Source organism: Hymenobacter glacieicola (assembly GCF_014640315.1).
Lineage (GTDB): Bacteria > Bacteroidota > Bacteroidia > Cytophagales > Hymenobacteraceae > Hymenobacter > Hymenobacter glacieicola.
The window spans coordinates 593712-611440 of sequence record NZ_BMGS01000001.1; the positions used below are offsets into that span (position 1 = coordinate 593712).

A 17729-nucleotide genomic window follows, 5' to 3' on the forward strand; every position below is an offset into this window, starting at 1 on the left:
ATTGCATCACTACCTCGCCAAATCGTCACCTCACTAACTCACCATTCCACCTCATGCCGCTACTTCTACCCGTTCAAGGCAAACACCCGCAGTTGGGAGCCAACTGTTTCGTAGCTGAAAATGCAACCATTGTGGGCGACGTTACGCTGGGCCCGGACTGCACCGTGTGGTTTAACGCCGTGGTGCGGGGCGATGTAAACAGCATCCGCATTGGAGAAAAAACGAATATTCAGGACGGGGTAGTGATTCACTGCACTTACCAAAAAGCGGCTACTACCATCGGCTCGCGGGTAAGCATTGGCCACAAAGCCGTGGTGCATGGCTGCCGCGTAGAGGACGATGTGCTCATCGGTATGGGTGCCATTGTGATGGATCAGGCCGTTATAGGGGCGGGCTGCATTATTGCGGCCGGCGCCGTGGTGCTGGAAAATACGCAGTGTGAGCCGGGCTACCTGTACGCCGGCATTCCGGCCCGCAAAATCAAGCCCGTCACGGAGGAGCAGCGCGCCAACATGCTGCGCACCGCCGATAACTATGTGCTATACGCCAGCTGGTTTCAGCGAGAAGAAGGGAACAGCAGTAAGTGATTTGCAGGCGTGCAGCGGGACTTGTAGCTTAGGGTTTTTCATACCTCTTGTCATCTTTACGAATGCGTACTTTTTACTCGTATGTATTGGCTGGCTGGTTGCTATGCGCTGGTGCAGTAGCTTCCGCAGCCCCCGTCACCCCAGTTTCTGATGGACCGGGCAAACCAGCGTTGGTAACCGCACCGCCTGTTGGGGTAGCAAAGGATACAAAACCGGAAACGGCAAACCAGAAAACTGTCGTAGCTCCTCCGTATAGTGCTAGCAAGGAAAAAAAGGGAGCCAAAAAAGTGTGGCTGATTGTTGGCATCGCGGCGGCTCTGGCCCTCTTGCGCATTCTATTATAAACGTCGGCTTAGGCCACCTAATGCAGATAAAAAGCCCCGCCGGACTAACCGACGGGGCTTTTTGTCTTTGTTCACTATGACCAGTTAGAGCGCCAGCGTTTCGTCAGCTTCTTCCTGCTCCTGCTCGGTGGTCACGCGCAGTTGCACTAGCTCCACGGCGCGGCGGGAGCGTTTCAGCACCCGGAACTCGTAGTTGTCGAGTACGGCCACGTCGCCGACCTCCGGAATGTTGCCGTAGAGCACATTGAGCAAGCCCCCCACGGTTTCATAATCGTCGCCCTCGGGCAGGGGGTAGGGGAGGTACTCATTGGCGTCGGGAATGGCCGTGGCGGTGTTTACGCGGTACTCCGACTCGGATACTTTCTCTACTACCGGTACCTCGTTGTCGTACTCGTCCTGGATTTCACCCACGAGTTCCTCCATGATGTCCTCGATGGTCACGATGCCGGACACGCCCCCAAACTCGTCCGAGACGATGGCCATGTGCATGTGCTTGCGCTGAAACTGGCGCAGCAGGCGGTTGATTTTCTTGGTTTCGGGGACGAAGTACGCCGGCCGCATGATCTTGGCCAGCTCAATGGGCTCGTGCCGCCGAATGATTTGCAGCAGGTCCTTCACGTAGAGTACCCCCACGATGTTGTCGACGTTGTCCTCGTACACGGGAATGCGCGAGTAGCCCTCGTTGTACACCATTTCCAGCACGCCGTCCTCGGGCGTGTCTACCGCAATGGCGCAAAGCTTGGTACGGGGAACCATGATTTGCTTGACCATCCGGTCGTTGAACTCGAACACGTTTTCCAGCAACTCGTGTTCTGACTCCTGAATCTCACCGCTCTGCTTGCTCTGGTCGAGCAGCAGGCGCAGCTCCTCGGAGGTATGCACTTCGGAGCCGTGGGTGGCATTGCCGCCAAACAAGCCGGCTACCATGTTCGAGAGCCTATCGAGAAGCCAAATCAGGGGCTTGGTTACGAAGGCAAACGCGTACAGGGGCGCCGCAATGGCAATGCTGGTTGTTTCCGGCTTCTGAATGGCCAGCACTTTGGGAGCCTGTTCCCCAAGCACAATGTGCAGTACCGTAATCAGGGTAAAGGACGTGACCAAGGCAATCTGGTGCACGGTTGCGTCGGAGAGGGTAATGTGAAACTGGTGAATGATGGCCATAACCACCTCCGCTACCACGCTTTCCCCAATCCAACCCAGGGCCAGCGACGCCAGCGTAATGCCCAGCTGCGTAGCCGATAAATAGTAGTTCAGGTCGTGCAGCATGTTCTGCACGAGTTTAGCCAGGCGGTTGCCGCTCTGTGCTTTTATCTCAATCTGCGAGAGGCGAACTTTGACGAAGGCAAATTCGGCGGCCACAAAAAAGCCGTTCACCAGCACCAGCAGAATTGTTAGTAATATTTTTAAGCCCATAGGTTCGGAAGCGAGACTCGACCGGCCTGCCTTCCTTTGTAAGGCAAAAGTACGACATTCGGCGCAAGCGGTTCGGAATGAATGACGAGGCCGCCGGGCACAAGGTTATAGTTGGCGTAGCAAGGAATAGACGGCGGGCATAAAACTCCTGTTGCCATCCGGCTGTTGCGGTTTCTGCCGACCTTTGTATTTCTGTCGACTTTCTCTTGCTGTTTCTTCCCCGAACTCATGCCCCGCAGTAAATTTTTTCTGCTCCCGCTGGTGCTCCTGCTCCTGACTACGCTCAGGGCCGCCGCCCAGATTCTGACGCCTACCACGCTTTCCACTGCCATCAGCAAGCCGGCGGCGAAGGTAGGCGAGGAGGTCGAGCTCATCGTCAATGCCCGCATCGACAACACCTGGCACCTGTACGCCACCAACTTCGACCCCGACCTGGGCCCGACGGTGTTTACCTTCACCTTCGCCAAAAGTCCGGCCTACGAGTTGGTGGGCAAGCCCCAGTCCATTGGTACCAAGAAAAAATACGACGACGTATTCAAGGGCGACGTGACGTACTTTGAGCGCACCGGCCAGATTCGGCAGCGCATCCGTGTGCTACAGCCCGGGGCCCTCACCGTCAAGGCCGAAACCGAGTTCCAGACCTGCACCGACGTAGACGGCCGCTGCATTCCGGGCGAGGAAAGCCTGAGCTTCGGCCCGATTGAGGTAACCGGTACTGCCGCCGCCCCCGCGCCTGCTCCCAAAGGCGCCACGGGCGCCGTAGTTGCCCCGGCCACAAGCGTAGCTGCCGCAACTACCCCAGACTCGGCTAATGCGGCCAGTAACCCCCCGGCGGCAACTGCTGCCGCCACGGTTGCTACTCCTGCCCCGGATACCGTAAGCGCGGCCGTTGCGCCCGTTGGCGCGGCGGTGGCCCCTGCTACCCGCCTGGCTGCCGGTAGCGCCGCCGCTGCCACGGATGCCACTAGTGGCGGCTTGTGGAGCTTCGCGTTGGCAGCCTTCGTGTCGGGGTTGCTGGCCCTGATTACTCCCTGCGTATTTCCCCTGATTCCGATGACGGTGTCCTTCTTTACCAGCGGCTCCGGCAGCCGGCAGCAGGGCATTCTGAAGGCCGTGGTGTATGGCCTCTCCATCATCTTCGTGTACGTGGTAGTCGGCTTGCTCGTCACGGTTTTGCTGGGGGCCGATGGGCTGAATCTGATTAGCACTCACTGGCTGCCTAACCTGATTTTCTTCGTGGTGTTTGTGGTGTTCGGGCTGTCCTTTCTGGGCTTGTTTGAAATCACGCTACCCCACGGCATGGTCAACAAGATTGACGCCCAGGCCGACAAAGGCGGTTGGGGGGGCGTATTCTTTATGGCGCTTACCCTGGTAGTCGTGTCCTTTTCTTGCACCGGACCCATTGTAGCTACCATCTTGAGCTTGGCGGCCCAGGGCGAGCGGGTGACGCCAGTGGTGGGAATGCTGGGCTTTTCCCTGGCTTTTGCGCTGCCGTTTACCCTGTTTGCCATCTTTCCGGCCTGGCTGAAAGGCTTGCCCCGCTCGGGCGGCTGGCTGAACACCGTGAAAGTGGTGCTGGGCTTCGTGGAGCTGATGCTGGCGCTTAAGTTTCTGAGCATGGCCGATTTGGCCTACCACTGGAACCTGCTCCCGCGCGACATCTACTTGGTGCTCTGGATTGCCTTGTCGGGCCTGCTGGGGTTTTACTTGCTGGGCCGCTTCAAACTCTCCCACGACTCCGACCTGACGCACCTGAGCGTGGGGCGCCTGCTGATGGCGGTGCTGGCCTTCAGCTTTATGACCTACTTGGTGCCCGGCCTGTTTGGGGCCCCGCTGCCCCTGCTGGCCGGCTACCTACCTCCCCAAAGCCGCAACGATTTTACCCTGGCCCGCCCCGAGCAAGGCACGGATACTCCGGTTAGTACCACGGCTAACAGCCTCTGCGAAGCCCCTCGCTACGCCGAATTTCTGGAGCTGCCCCACGGCCTGCCGGGCTACTTTGACCTGGAGCAGGCCAAGCGCTGCGCCCGGGCTCAGAACAAACCCATCTTCATTGACTTTACGGGCCACGCCTGCGTGAACTGCCGCAAGATGGAGGCCACCGTCTGGAAAGACCCGCAGGTGCTCAAGCGCTTGCGCGAAGACTTTGTAGTGGTAGCCTTGTACGTAGATGACAAAGCCAGCCTGCCCGAAAACGAATGGTACGTATCGGCCCACGACGGCAAGCAGAAAACGACTCTGGGCAAGAAAAACGCCGATGTGCAGCTCACCGGCTTCAACGTGAATGCCCAGCCCTACTACGTGCTGCTGGACCCCAACTCGGCCACGGACTTGTCGCACGCCCTGACGCCTCCTATTGCCTACGAGCCCGATGTAGCGGCCTTTGTTCAGTTTTTGGATGCTGGCTTAGCCAGGTTTCGCCAGCAGGCTGCAGTAGCGGGCCGATAGCCGCAAATAATTCGTTAAGCAGAAAGCCTACTTCCGGCACCAATACCAGGGGTAGGCTTTCTGCTTGATACCCGAGAAGATACCGTTGCGTTTGCCCGTGGGCTTTAACGTGGCGACCAGTTTAACATCCCGTTTGCTTTATCATAACGGCGGAGCAGAGTCGGCTTTTTTTACAATAACCAGTGCTTATCCGGCGATAAACTGCGAACTTTGCGGCCAATTTGGCGGGGTAACGATAGTATGTAAGGCCGGCTATGTTCTGTACGCTAGCCCCGGGCAAAAGAAAAGGCGGCACCCACCCAGATGCCGCCTCCCGATTCAGAACGTACCCACCCAGATACGTCCCGTTTTCCTCCTCACTTAGTCCACCCAATACCAATTCGTGCTGTAGAAGAAGGAGTCGAACCTTCACGGAGTAGTTAGCCGGCCGCCGGACCAGTTTTTCCCGAATCTCCACCCCCGAGAGAGGAGGGTATGTCTGCCAGTTTCACCATTCTACAGTGTGTAAAACAATCCCCTGCCGTTCGCGTTGGATTATGACAAATGTAGTGGGTTGATTGTTGCGATAAAATAATTTCAGACATTTGAAAAAAAATTTACATACTTTTTAAAAAGTGCCTGCTTTCATTGTAATATATACAATCAACCAGTAAAAAAATGGCCCGCAATTACGAACTTGACGACACCGACCGGAAGATTCTGGCTCTGTTGATTGAAGATGCCAAGATGCCGTACACGGAAATTGCCCGGAAGGTGCACGTTTCAGGCGGTACGGTGCACGTGCGCATGGCGCGGCTGGAGGAGCTGGGCATCGTGCAGGGGGCTACCCTCAAGATTGACTATCAGAAACTTGGCTACGGCGTGCGTGCCTTCCTGGGGATTTACTTGCAGAAAAGCTCGGTGTACGAAAGCGTGGTAGAGCAGCTGCGCCAGATTCCGGAGGTAGTGAGTATTGATTTCACGACGGGCGCCTACGGCATTTTCGCCCGCCTGATTTGCCGCGACACCAACCACCTGCGCGAGGTGCTGCACGAGCAGATTCAGCTTATTGAAGGTATTGAGCGCACCGAAACCCTGATTTCACTGGAGGAAGCCTTTAACCGGCCGATCCAGTTGCAGGAAGTGGAAGAGCGTACCAGCTAAGCGCGCCCGGTTGGTTTACCAGTTTTGTATGCCGCTACCCTGCCTGGCCGGGGTAGCGGCTGCTGCGTTTCAGCGGGGTAGTGCGGCCGGTAGCCGGGGCATAATTGACTCCCAAAAAGCTGAAATAGTATTTTTCTGGTTTAGTTGGATTGTGTGTTGGGCGCTGATAAACTGTTAGTTATATTTCGTACCATCCGTTGTGGTTAACTACGCTGTGGCCTACTAACTAGCTGCCCATGAGAATACGTTACGCTTTTCTCTTGCCTGCCTTGTTGGCAGTACACCTAAGTAGGGGGCAAAGTCTGCCGGCCGTGTACCTAAATAACCGGGATGAGGCCACCATCCCCGATAGTGCGACCCACTACCGCATTGTGGACCGGAAAAGTGACCTGCTGGGAACCTACTCCATGCGGGAATATTCGCTTTCCGGTACGCTGCTGCTGCGCGGCACCCTGTCTTCCATTGACCCGCCCGTGCGCAACGGGATGCTGACCTGGTACCACCCCAGCGGCAGCAAAGCCGGGCAGGTGCACTACAAGGACGATGAAGCCGACGGCCTCTACATTGGCTGGTACGATGACGGCCGCGTTAGCCAGCGCGGCGAGTACGCCGATGGGCAGCGGGTAGGCCGCTGGATTTCCGTGCACCGCAACGGCCAGAAACGCTCGGAAGGACGCTACAACCTGGGACGCCCCGTGGGCGAATGGCACTACTACTACGATACCGGTGAGCTAAGCGCCATTGAAATGCCCGACCGGCAGGGCAAGCCCCTGGCCCTGGCCTTTTTCAACAAGGATGGCTCTCCGTACATGGGTAAGGTACGCACGCGGGAGCTGCCCCAGTTTCCGGGCGGAGAAGCGGCTTTGCTTAACTTTGTGGCCCGCAACACCACTTACCCGCGCAACAGTCGGCGCAAAGGCATTACGGGCAGCGTGTACGTCAGCTATACGGTGGGCGAGGATGGCCGCGTGGGGCAGGTGCGCGTGGTGCAGGGCCTAGCGCCGGAAGCCGACCAGGAAGCCCGGCGGGTAGTGGCCAGTCTGCCCGCCTTCGAGCCGGGCCGGGAGTACAACCTGCCCACCGCCATGACCTTTACTATCCCTATCTATTTCGCCCCCAATTTCTCCCTGCTCTCGGGGTTGCGCCCACCCCAGGTGCCGCCTTCCGAGGCCCGGGCTTCGGCCCCCGATGAGGAGTAGAAAACTGCTGCTCGCAAAAAGCCCCGCTCCTTGGTTAGGAAGCGGGGCTTTTTGGTGGGTAACAGGCTAGGTTAGGCGGTTACCTGGGCGTCAAGCTTTTGAGCTAGTACGTGCTTCGGAACGGCACCTACTTGCTTGTCTACAATCTGGCCGTTCTTGAACACGAGCAGCGTGGGGATGCTGCGGATGCCAAACTTGGCCGAAGTCTGCGGGTTCGAGTCCACGTCAACTTTGCCAATGATGGCTTTGCCTTCGTATTCGCCAGCCAGCTCTTCTACTACCGGGCCTACCATGCGGCAAGGGCCGCACCACTCGGCCCAGAAATCCACGAGCACGGGCTTATCGGAGTTGATGATCTGGTCGAAGTTAGCATCGGTAATCTCGATGGCTTTATGTCCCATAACAGTAGGGGGTTTAATGGAATGTGTGTGCTGTTTACGGTCAACCGGGCCGCAAGGTAGCAGATTGCGTTTCAACAAGGCTCGGGCCGGAAAGTTCATTCGGCCAAGGTGGCAGCTTGCCCGGCCAATACGGGCCAAGCCCCGGCGGCCCCGGCCGCACGTAGGCCGGGCCCACCGGGGCCCATTACACGAGGAATGGCTTACGAGTGATAGGCCCGGGCATATTCCTGCGCCCGGTTGCGGAGCTTATAGAACACATAGAGATTAAAGAAGTGCATGCCGCCCAGAATCAGAATGATAGTGCCAATCTTGATGCTGAGCGTTTCCACCGACTGCTGGTAGCCGGTAATAGCGTCCGTGCTGCGCAGGGTAAGGGTAGCGTAGCCAATGTTAATCAGATAAAAGCCCGTCAGCAGCAGCTTGTTCACAGAGTCAGCCAGGGGCTCGTTGCCGTGAAAAATATCGACCAGGAACGTGCGGCCGTTCTTGAAAAGCGTGCGGGCTACCCATACCGTCAGCAGCACCGTGGTGGGCAGATATACCCCGTACACCAGCAGATAATAGTTCATGATTTTGAAGGGTTAGAAGCGAGAAAAGAAAAGTGAATAAGCGCGTGCAAAGGTTTTAAAACAGCGGCTAGGCCAGCTGCGGTAGTAAATCAGTGAGGGCAGCCGGGCAGGAGGGAAAGTGAAACCGGAAGCCCGCCTCCAGCAGCCGCTGCGGCACCACTTTGCGGCTTTTCAGAATCAACTCGGTTTCGGTGCGCAGCAAGAAGGCCCCGATTTCCAGCAGCCACCGCGGCTGCGGCAGGCGCCAGCGCGGCAGGTAGTGGGCCGCCAGCAAGCCATTAAATTCATAGTTGAGCAGGGGTTCCGGCGCACACAGGTTGAAGGTCCCTTCCAGGGTGGGCTGAGCCAGCAGGAATTCCACGGCCCGGCAGAAATCCGTGAGGTGCAGCCAGCTTATCCACTGCTGCCCACTGCCTTGGGGCGTACACAGGCCGAATCGGGCCAGCCGGGCCATGACCGGTAGGGCTCCGCCGTCGGCCCCGAGCACAATGGCAGTGCGCAAGGCTAAGCGGCGGGTATGGGGGGTAGGAGCCAGCCAGAACTCCGCTTCCCACTGCTGGGCTACCATCTCCGAAAAGTCGCGGCCCAACTGGCCGGTAGCTTCCGAGTTGGCGGGCTGCTGGCCGGTCGTGTGGGCGTAAATCGTAGCCGAGGAGGAATTCAGCCACACCGCCGGCGGGTTCTGGCAGCGGGCAATGGCCTGACCCAGCACCCGGGTGCTTTCCGTGCGGCTGCGGGTAATGGCGTATTTGTTGGCGGCGTTGTAGCGGCAATCCACGCTCCGGCCCGCCAGATTGATAACGGCCGCGGCCCCTTCCAGCTTCGCCGCCCAGGCACCCAGGGTGCGGCCGTCCCAGGCCGTTTGGCCAAAGCGCCGGACTTGGCGCGTGAGCGTTACAACCTCGTAGCCTAGTTGCTGAAAATAGCGCGCCAGGTGGTGACCCAGGAAACCGGTGCCGCCAGCTAAGATCAATCGGGGCTGATTCATGAGAGTAAAAAATAGGTAGGAGGAGAAGTGTCTTAAAAATGCGTATGATTAATTTTAAACTTTCAATAAAATTTGAAATAAAGAATCAAAAAAATAAGCCAAACTACGTGCCGGGCCGCATCAGCTTCATGAACGTACTGAGAAACCAGTTCTCATCGGCCTTGATGAGGGTAGCGGCGGCCCGGTCAGCAAACTCAGCGAAGTTGTGGATGCTGCCGATCATCTTGGTAAACGCCTCGGCTTCTTCGGGAGTGGTAGTGGCACTTGGCTCCACCTGGCTGATTTCGCCCAGCACGCGCATAATAGGCTCCAGCTCCCGCTTGCGACGCTCCTTTAAAATCAGGGTGGCCACGCGGTGAATGTCTTTCTCGGCCGAGAAAAACTCCCGCCGCTCGCCGGGCCGCAGCTCCTTGCGCACAATGCCCCAGTCCATGAGGGCACGCACGTTCATGTTCACGTTGCCCCGGGAAATCTGCAGCTGCTCCATAATGTCCTCGGTGCTCAGCGCCCCCACCGATACCAGCAACAAGGCGTGCACCTGCGCCATCGTGCGGCTCACGCCCCAGGCCGAGCCCAGAGTGCCCCAGCCTTCAATGAATCTGCGCTTGGCTTCGTCGAGTTGCATGGCTCAAATGTAGAAGAGTATTTTAAACTTTCAATAAAAATTGAAAGAATATTTTTTAAGCAAAACGCTTAGTAACAAAACGTCATTCCGAGCGGAGCGAGGAATCTCGCGGGCTGATGTAGGATTACCATTGCAACATCAGCCCGCGAGATTCCTCACTCCGCTCGGAATGACGTTTTGTTAAGTTAAAATCTACGCTAAATCAACTGACAAGCCTCGATTTCCATTTCGCGCATTTTGCGAATAAACTCCTTGGGCTCGATGCGGTAGCGGCGGGAGTAGGTGTCCACCGTGAGGTGCTCGTGGGGCTCGGCGAACTTGATTTCGAGCTTTTTGGAACCGGGCGCGCCTTCCACGGCTTCCATGAACCGATCCATGAAGGGCTCCGTGATGGTGCGCAAATCCAGTTGTACCCGCACACCGTTAGCCAGCTTCTCAGCCACGTTGAACAGGGGCTCCATGGTCAGAATCTTAAACTCGAACTGGTCGGAGTCGCGGAAGCGCTGGGCGTACTTGCCCCGGATGTACATGGGCGGCACCTGCTCCTTGTCGTAGTTGCGCGGGTTAATCAGGGCTGAAAACCGGCTGTAGTCGTCGCGGAACAAAGCCAGGTTCAGGCTCGACTCGTAGTCTTCCACGCTGAAGGAAACGAAGGGCTGGCCAGTTTTGGTGGTTTTGAACAGCACGTTAGAAATCAGGCCCGCTACCGTCACCTCGCGGTTCTTGTAGTTCTCTACCTTGTCCAGCCCGCAGGTGCAGTAGGAGTCAATTTCGAGCTTGAAATCATCCAAAGGGTGGCCCGAGAGGTAGAAGCCTACTACCTCTTTCTCGCGGCGCAATAGCTCCGTAGCCGCCCAGGGCTCCATGTCGGCTACCTTGGGTAGGGGCATGGCTACCGCCCCAAAGGCCCCGCCCCCAAACAGGCTCTGCTGGGCCGAGTCCTGGTCGGCCTGGTACTGCTGGCCCATGCGCACGGCCTTTTCGATTAGGTTCTGGTCGCCCGAAGGGGCCTCCACGAACTGGCGGCGGTGGTAACGCTCAAACGAGTCGAAGGCCCCGGAGAGGGCCAGGCTTTCGAAGGTTTTCTTATTGACGGCCCGCAGGTTGACGCGCTTCGAAAAGTCGAAAATATCAGTGTAGGGGCCTTTTTTGTCGCGCTCCTGCACAATGCTCTCAATGGCAGCCTCGCCGGCGCCCTTCACGGCGGCCATGCCGAAGCGGATCTGGCCCTTTTCGTTTACGTTAAACTTGAGGATGGATTCGTTGACGTCGGGCCCGAGTACAGCCACGCCCTGGCGGCGCGCCTCCTCAATAAAGAAGGTTACCTTCTTGATGTCCGACATGTTGTTGGTCAGCACGGCGGCCATGTACTCGGCGGGGTAGTTGGCCTTGAGGTAGCCCGTCTGATACGCTACCACGGAGTAAGCGGCGGAGTGGGAGCGGTTGAAGCCGTAGGCCGCAAACTTTTCCATTACGTCGAACACTTCGTTGGCCTTTTTGGCCTTGATGCCGTGCAGCTTCTCGGCGCCCTCGCAGAATTTCTCCCGCTCCTGGGCCATCTTCTTCATGTCTTTCTTACCCATGGCCCGGCGCAGCAAGTCGGCGCCGCCCAGGGAGTAGCCGGCCAGAATCTGGGCCGCCTGCATGATCTGCTCCTGGTACACCATAATGCCCTGGGAGTAGTTCAGGATGGGTTCCAGCAGCTCGTGGGGGTACTCTATCTGCTCGCGGCCGTGCTTGCGGTTGATGAAGTTCGGGATGAACTGCATGGGGCCCGGCCGGTAGAGGGCGTTCATGGCAATCAGGTCCTCGATGTTGGTGGGCTTGAGGTCCTTGAGGTACATGCGCATGCCCTCGGATTCAAACTGGAACGTGCCGATGGTGTCGCCGCGCTGGTAGAGCTCGTAGGTTTTGGGGTCGTCGAGCGGGATGTCGTCGATGTTGATGTCGACGCCGTGGTTCTTCTTAATTAGGGCCAGGGCGTCCACGATAATCGTGAGCGTCTTAAGCCCCAGGAAGTCCATTTTCAGCATCCCGGCACTCTCAATCACCTTGCCGTCGAACTGGGTAACGAGCAGGTCCGAGTCCTTGGAGGTCGAAACCGGAATGTACTTGGTGATGTCGTCGGGGGCGATGATGACGCCGGCGGCGTGGATGCCCGTGTTGCGCACCGAGCCTTCCAGCTTCTCGGCCAGGCGCAGAATCTGCCCGCGCAGATTGTCCGGCGCGTCGTCGCGCCGGATCATGTCCAGCTCCTGATTTTCGGCAAAGGCCTTGGCCAGCGTGGTGCCTACCTGCTCAGGCACCATCTTGGCCAGTTCGTTGGTCTGGGGTAGGGGTAGCTCCATGGCCCGCGCCACGTCCTTGATGCTGGACTTGGCGGCCATGGTACCGAAGGTGATAATCTGGGCTACTTGGGTTTTGCCGTACTTCTCCACCACGTAGTCGATAACGCGCTGGCGGTTCACGTCGTCGAAGTCAATGTCGATATCAGGCATCGACACCCGCTCCGGGTTCAGGAAACGCTCGAACAGCAGGCTATACTTTATGGGGTCGATGTTGGTGATGCCCACGCAGTAGGCTACCGCCGAGCCCGCCGCCGAGCCCCGGCCCGGGCCCACGGCCACGCCCATGCTGCGGCCGTGGTTGATAAAGTCCTGGGTGATAAGGAAGTAGCCGGCAAACCCCATGGTTTCGATGATGCGCAGCTCATAGTTAAGGCGCTCCTCGATTTCGGGCGTGCGCTCGGAATAGCGCGGCGGCTTAGTCATGGTTACGGTACCGGTGCCCGCCGCCGGCCCGAAGGCCCCCACGAAGGTCAGCTCGCGCAAGAACTCGTCGGCGTTGGCGAAGGGCGCCGGAATGGGGAAGTTGGGCAAGAGAATGTCGCGCGCCAGCTTGGGCGGCGTGATTTTATCGACAATCTCATTGGTGTTGTCCACGCTGGCCGGCACGTCCCGGAACAGGTGGTTCATCTCGTCCTGGCTCTTGAAATAGAACTGGTCGTTGGGGAAACCGAAGCGGGAGCGGGGCTTGGGCATCTGAGCCTCCTCATCAATGCGCATGAGCTGGCGGCGCACCTGGTCGTCGGAGGAAGCCAGGGGGCGCAGGTTGTCCAAGTGGTCGTAGAGCACCTTGTTTTCCCCCGAAACCAAGCGGAAGTACTTGGTCTGGAAGTCGCCCACCGGGATGCTGTGCTCCTCGCCCGTATTCACGCACAACAGCAAATCGTGGGGCGCAAAGTCGTCCTGATTCACGTAGTGGGAGTCGTTGGTGCAGATTACCTTGACGTTGTACTTCTGGGCCCACTTCAGCAGAATCTGGTTTAGATCCTCCTGGCTTTTGCCCGTGTTATCGATGTTCTCGATGCCGTGGCGCTGAATTTCGATGTAGTAGTCCGGCCCGAACACGTCCAGCCACCACTGCAGCAGCTTCTCGGCTTCTTCCTCCGTTTTCCAGAGCAGGGCCTGCGGAATCTCGGCCCCGATGCAGCAGGAGGTAGCAATCAGGCCCTCGCTATACTGGAGCAGCAGTTCCTTATCAATGCGCGGATACTTGGAGTACACGCCCTCAATAAAGCTCATGGAGCAGAGCTTGGCCAGGTTCTGGTAGCCGGCCTGGTCCTTGGCCAGCAGCAGCTGGTGGTGGCGCACGTCCCGCTCGCCCTTTTCCCGGCTAAAGCTTTTCTTGTGCCGGTCCTCTACCAGGTAAAACTCGCAGCCCACAATGGGCTTCACATTGTACTTATTCGCCTCGGCTACAAAGTTGAAGGCCCCGAACATGTTGCCGTGGTCGGTGAGGGCCACGGCGGGCATACCGTCGGCCTGGGCCTTTTTCATCAGGGCCGAAATGCTGGCCTGACCATCGAGCAGGGAATATTGGGTGTGGCAATGAAGGTGCGAGAATACGGGCATGGGCAACAGACCGGGCGCCGTTAGGGCGCCAAGTGGAAAGTAAAGTTACCCACGAAACAGCCGCCGGAAAAGAGTGCGCGGCAAGGGATTTTGGCGTATTATCAGCAAGCAGCAGCCGGTAAGCGGACCTCCACTTGGTGCTGTAGGGGCCGCTTCCGGGGCGCAAGTAGGCTCTACTGCTTGAGCTTAGTTAATTCGGCTTGCTCCAGCTGGATGACGGCCTCGGCCAGCTGCGGATTCTCTTCTACCCGCCGGTAAAACCGCTTGAACTCCGGGCTGCGGGGCATGGCGTTCATGTCGGCCCACACCTGGCTGGCCGTGAGCCGGCGCTGGGCCTGCTGCCGTTGCTTTTCGGACAGAACAATAAGCCAGCTGTACATTTCCACCGCTACACTATCCCGGCGCGGTGTCATTTCCGCCACCATACGCCGGGCTACGCGAATGGCCGCCGTGTCGGTTGTGGTGGTGAATAGCTCTCGGGAATAGGCTACGTAGTCGTGGATGTAGGTAAGCAAATGAGCTTCCGCGTCCGAACTCGGGACCGGGGCCGGCGTCGGCGCCGAGAAGGACGACATGTTCTGTGACAGCGCCGGCGCGGGCAGCAGCAGTATTCCACTCAAAAAAGAGACTAACCAGTGTATTCCTAACGGCTTCATGGGGGCAAGCTACAAACCGAACAAGAAAACGGAGTTTCGCCCCAAGTTGTTGGCCTCACCTCCCGGTCCTGGCTGTGGAAAGGGGACGAGGAAAAGTCAGCCAACATAAGGGGCGGCCCGGCTGGCATATACCTAAAGGCTACTCCCTGTTCAGGCGCAGGCTGAAAGAACGCCAAGGGGTAGTTGCCAGCTAGCAAGCCAGGGTAGTAGGTGTGGAAAACGGCTACTATGGCGGCCAACAAAAAAGGCAGCCTGATAAAGCAGGCTGCCTTTGTGCAAGCGGTACCAATGGGCTATTTGGTAGCTTCCACGGTCAGTACTTCCCCGATTTTCACGGCTCCGTCGCTCTTGCTATTCCACTCCTGCAACTGGGCGGGCGTGACCTTGTACTGCTTGGAAATGCTGAACAGCGTTTCGCCTTTTTGTACGGTGTGGCTGCGGGCCGCTTTTGACGCGGTGGCCTTTGCCGGGGCAGCGGGCTGGGGCTTTACAGCGGCCGGAGCTACGCTAGGAGTCGGGGTTTTGGTGGGCGCCACGGTAGCTGTAGCAGCCGGGGCAGCTGAGGCAAGGCCCGACACCTTGGCCCCCACGGCTGGAGCGGGTTGCGCCTTGGCCGCGGCCGGAGCGGCCGTGGCTACGCTGGCTGGCGCTACGGGGGCTGAGCCGGCCGCCGCTTTGGTGCCCACAAAGCCCGAAGCACGCAGGCGAGCCGCGGCGTCTTTGAGGGCTGGGTTCTTGGCCGCCCGGGCATCAAAGCCCTTGAACTGGGGGCTGCGCAGCAACGTGTTCAACTCTACCTGCCAGGGCTGACTCCGCAGGCGCTGGGCGAGGAGTTGCTGCTGCTCGCGCGGAAGGCTGGCCGTGTAGTGGCTCAGGCGCTGATTCAGAGTAGGAATTTCCACCAGCGCCGCGTCAATCAGGGCCACGGCGCGGGCATCGTTGGGCTCGAAGTAAATGGCGCGGAGCTGGCGGACGCTGGTTTGCACCAGGCTTGACATCACCCGGACGGAATCGTCGGAGAGAGTAGGGGCGGGCGGTGCTTGCTGGGCCTGGGCGGCGAAGGAGGCCAGGGACAAACCAGCTAGCAGAAAAAAGGTGCGGGATAAAAAACGCATGAGAAATAAAAGCGAAAACTAACTTAAAAACGGGAGGGGTAGGCTCGCTACTTAGCGGGTTTGATAACAAGTACTTCGCCCGGCTTCACGGAGAAATCCGGCTTGCCGTTCCACTCCATGATCTGCTTGATGGTGACCCCGTACTTGCGCGAGACGCTGTACATCGTTTCGCCGGGCTGCACCGTGTGCCGCACGGCGGCCGGCGCGGCGGGGGCTGCAACGGAGGGCGCCGCCGCCGGGGTAACCGCCGGTTTAGGCGTAGCAGGCGAGGGTTTGGAAACCGGAGCCGCGGGAGTTACTGCGCCGCTTACTGCATCCGGGGCCGTGAGCCGTAGTACCTGCCCGATGCGCAGGGACGGATTCTGGGGCAAGTTGTTCCAGGCTACAATGTCGGCGGGGCGCAGACTAAAGCGGCGGGCCACTGAATACAGGTTTTCCTTGGGCTGCACCACGTGCTGACCGCTGGCCGGAATGGGCTCCACCACGGTAGGTACCGGCGTAACAGGGGCCGCCGGGCGCGGAGCTGCCGTAACCGCTGGGGCCGCTGGGGTGGCCGCGGGAGCAGTAGCAGCTGGCTTGGCAGCTGGCACCGGAACGGAAGCCGGGGCTACAGGCGCCGGGCGAGGGGCCGGGGTAGCAGCTGGCTCGGCCAGGGGTTCCTCGTCCTGGGGTTCGTCGGCCACGGAAGCGGTAGCGGGCAGCGGCTTTTTGGGCGCGGGGGCACTTGGCGAAGGGTTCGGGGTAGCAGCTGGGGTAGCGACCGGGGGAAGCTCGTTGAGGTTTTCGGTGTGCTCGTCGGTGGCGCTGTCGGGCTGCACTACGGTGCTGCTTTCCTCTTCCACGGCATCTTCCAGAACGCGGCTGGAGCCCGCCGTGCGACCCATATAGGGCTCGGTTTCATCCAGCTTACGCTTCTTTTCGGGCTGCTTGGTTTGGGGCGCGGGGGTAGGGGCGGCAGCTGCCGGCGTAGCGGTTGGGGCCGAAGCAAGGGGCTTTTCGAAAGCGGCCAGGGCGGTGGCATTGTTGCCGTCGGCGTACTCAACGGGCACATTTTTGGGCCGCGTGTGCTGCAGCCAGAGCACACGGCCGGCGCGCAGCTCCTCGTTGCGGGCCATACGGTTCTTGCTCCAGATGGCCTTGGCCCGCATGCCGTACTTCTGCGACACAACGGCGACACTCTCGCCGGGGCGGGCTACGTGGTATTCTACGGCGGCTTTGTCGCGCTTTTTCTGCACGAAGTAGGGCTGGCCGGGCACGATGTTGTCGAAGGCAAACAGGTCATTGTACTGCATGAACCGCTTCATCTTCAGGCCGGCCCGCTTGGCCAGGCTTTCCTTGGTGTCGCCGGGCAGGGCCACCAACGCCCGCAAGCCGTTTACGCGCACAAAGTCGGCGTTTTCCGGGTCGGGGGCGGGTTGGTTGAGGAGCTGACCGGCGGTAGCGTTTTTCTGCTGAGCGGCCAGAGCCGTAAGCTGCAAGGGGTCCGTAATGGGCACCAGCATGGTGTACACCCGGTCGGTGGGCACGGTAGGGGCCAGCAGCCAGCGGTTGTGCTTGGCAATGTCCTCGGGGTTTTGCTGCAGGGCCTGGGCCATAACCGACAGGGGCTTGCCCGCCGGAGCCGGAAACTCCTGGAACAGCAGGGGCGGCCGCGTATTCAGTCCCAGGGCCGGCTCAAAGGCCACTTTGTGCGCCAGAAAGGTCAGAATGTACGGGTTGGTCTGCTCCGTGACTTCCACTTCGGTAGCGTCGACGTCGGTGGGCAGGGTGTAGGGTTTGGTGCCGGTCAGGCCCAGATTGTAGCTGAGCAGCGTATTGGTCCAGTTACGGAACGTTTTATTGTTGCGCAGCAAATAGTGCGCGGCTGCTTTCGAGGAGGCCACAATGTGCTTGCGCTCATCCACGGCGTCGTTTATCACTAGCCCAAAGTCGGCGGCCGACTCGCGCTTGAACTGCCAGTAGCCCACGGCATCATGAATGCTCTGGGCGTCGCCCTGCAGGCCGCTTTCCTGCAGGGCCAGGAAGTGAAAATCCAGGGGCAGGCCTTCCTGCTGAAATACCCGGTCAATCAGCGGGAAATAAGCATCGGCTAGCACCACGCGGGCCTGAAAGGAGGCCGGATGACGCCGCAGGGCATCTACTTTTTGCTGGATTGCCGCCCGGCCGCCAGGAGTAAGGCGCAAGCGCAGGCCCGCCAGATTAAGCTCGGCGGGCACCGGAACAGTTTGCCCCGCTACCAGCAGCGGCAGCAGGAAAAATAGCAGGAGTACAACTCGTTTCATAAACAGGCAAGCAACACGCCGGGCTGCCCGCACATGCGTTGCCAG

The 17729-nt window shown here is 59.1% G+C and carries 14 protein-coding genes; 5 read left to right on the forward strand and 9 right to left on the reverse strand.

Going from position 1 to position 17729, the window contains the following annotated elements; genetic code table 11:
* Positions 1 to 53: 53 nt before the first annotated feature.
* Both IEW18_RS02525 and IEW18_RS02530 read left to right on the forward strand, forming a co-directional pair.
* Positions 54 to 587 (forward strand): gamma carbonic anhydrase family protein, encoded by a 534-nt coding sequence (locus tag IEW18_RS02525; RefSeq protein WP_188556225.1) that lies wholly within the window; start codon positions 54 to 56, stop codon positions 585 to 587.
* Positions 588 to 649: 62 nt separating this feature from the next.
* A complete protein-coding gene (locus IEW18_RS02530; protein ID WP_188556226.1) occupies positions 650 to 931 on the forward strand; it encodes a hypothetical protein in 282 nt (93 codons plus the stop codon).
* A gap of 84 nt (positions 932 to 1015) precedes the next feature.
* Here the strand turns inward: IEW18_RS02530 and IEW18_RS02535 are convergent, their stop codons facing one another.
* A complete protein-coding gene (locus IEW18_RS02535) occupies positions 1016 to 2344 on the reverse strand; it encodes a hemolysin family protein (RefSeq protein WP_188556227.1) in 1329 nt (442 codons plus the stop codon).
* A 228-nt stretch (positions 2345 to 2572) separates the two neighbouring features.
* Between IEW18_RS02535 and IEW18_RS02540 the strand changes: the two genes are divergently transcribed.
* The 3 genes from IEW18_RS02540 to IEW18_RS02550 all read left to right on the forward strand — a co-directional run bounded on the left by IEW18_RS02540 (position 2573) and on the right by IEW18_RS02550 (position 7134).
* Positions 2573 to 4792: a protein-disulfide reductase DsbD family protein gene (locus tag IEW18_RS02540; protein WP_188556228.1), complete on the forward strand. Its 2220-nt coding sequence runs from the start codon at positions 2573 to 2575 to the stop codon at positions 4790 to 4792.
* A 657-nt stretch (positions 4793 to 5449) separates the two neighbouring features.
* The gene (locus tag IEW18_RS02545) at positions 5450 to 5935 is read left to right on the forward strand and encodes an Lrp/AsnC ligand binding domain-containing protein (RefSeq protein WP_188556229.1); all 486 of its coding nucleotides are present in this window, start codon (positions 5450 to 5452) and stop codon (positions 5933 to 5935) included.
* A 236-nt stretch (positions 5936 to 6171) separates the two neighbouring features.
* The gene (locus IEW18_RS02550; RefSeq protein ID WP_188556230.1) at positions 6172 to 7134 is read left to right on the forward strand and encodes an energy transducer TonB; all 963 of its coding nucleotides are present in this window, start codon (positions 6172 to 6174) and stop codon (positions 7132 to 7134) included.
* A gap of 71 nt (positions 7135 to 7205) precedes the next feature.
* On the opposite strand, the gene trxA is transcribed toward IEW18_RS02550, so the two are convergent.
* The 8 genes from trxA to IEW18_RS02590 all read right to left on the reverse strand — a co-directional run bounded on the left by trxA (position 7206) and on the right by IEW18_RS02590 (position 17684).
* Entirely contained in the window at positions 7206 to 7535 is a 330-nt protein-coding gene (trxA, locus tag IEW18_RS02555; protein ID WP_135397675.1) for a thioredoxin, read from the reverse strand.
* A gap of 200 nt (positions 7536 to 7735) precedes the next feature.
* Positions 7736 to 8104 (reverse strand): hypothetical protein, encoded by a 369-nt coding sequence (locus IEW18_RS02560; RefSeq protein WP_188556231.1) that lies wholly within the window; start codon positions 8102 to 8104, stop codon positions 7736 to 7738.
* A gap of 67 nt (positions 8105 to 8171) precedes the next feature.
* On the reverse strand, positions 8172 to 9092 hold the full coding sequence (locus tag IEW18_RS02565) for a TIGR01777 family oxidoreductase (RefSeq protein WP_188556232.1): 921 nt from the start codon (positions 9090 to 9092) through the stop codon (positions 8172 to 8174).
* 103 nt (positions 9093 to 9195) lie between these two features.
* Complete coding sequence (locus tag IEW18_RS02570) at positions 9196 to 9717, reverse strand: GbsR/MarR family transcriptional regulator (RefSeq protein WP_188556233.1); 522 nt, start codon at positions 9715 to 9717, stop codon at positions 9196 to 9198.
* A 197-nt stretch (positions 9718 to 9914) separates the two neighbouring features.
* Complete coding sequence (gene dnaE, locus IEW18_RS02575; RefSeq protein ID WP_188556234.1) at positions 9915 to 13631, reverse strand: DNA polymerase III subunit alpha; 3717 nt, start codon at positions 13629 to 13631, stop codon at positions 9915 to 9917.
* A 173-nt stretch (positions 13632 to 13804) separates the two neighbouring features.
* A complete protein-coding gene (locus tag IEW18_RS02580) occupies positions 13805 to 14251 on the reverse strand; it encodes a hypothetical protein (protein WP_188556235.1) in 447 nt (148 codons plus the stop codon).
* A gap of 329 nt (positions 14252 to 14580) precedes the next feature.
* Positions 14581 to 15402 (reverse strand): LysM peptidoglycan-binding domain-containing protein, encoded by an 822-nt coding sequence (locus tag IEW18_RS02585; protein WP_188556236.1) that lies wholly within the window; start codon positions 15400 to 15402, stop codon positions 14581 to 14583.
* A gap of 47 nt (positions 15403 to 15449) precedes the next feature.
* Entirely contained in the window at positions 15450 to 17684 is a 2235-nt protein-coding gene (locus IEW18_RS02590) for a LysM peptidoglycan-binding domain-containing protein (RefSeq protein WP_188556237.1), read from the reverse strand.
* Positions 17685 to 17729 lie beyond the last annotated feature (45 nt).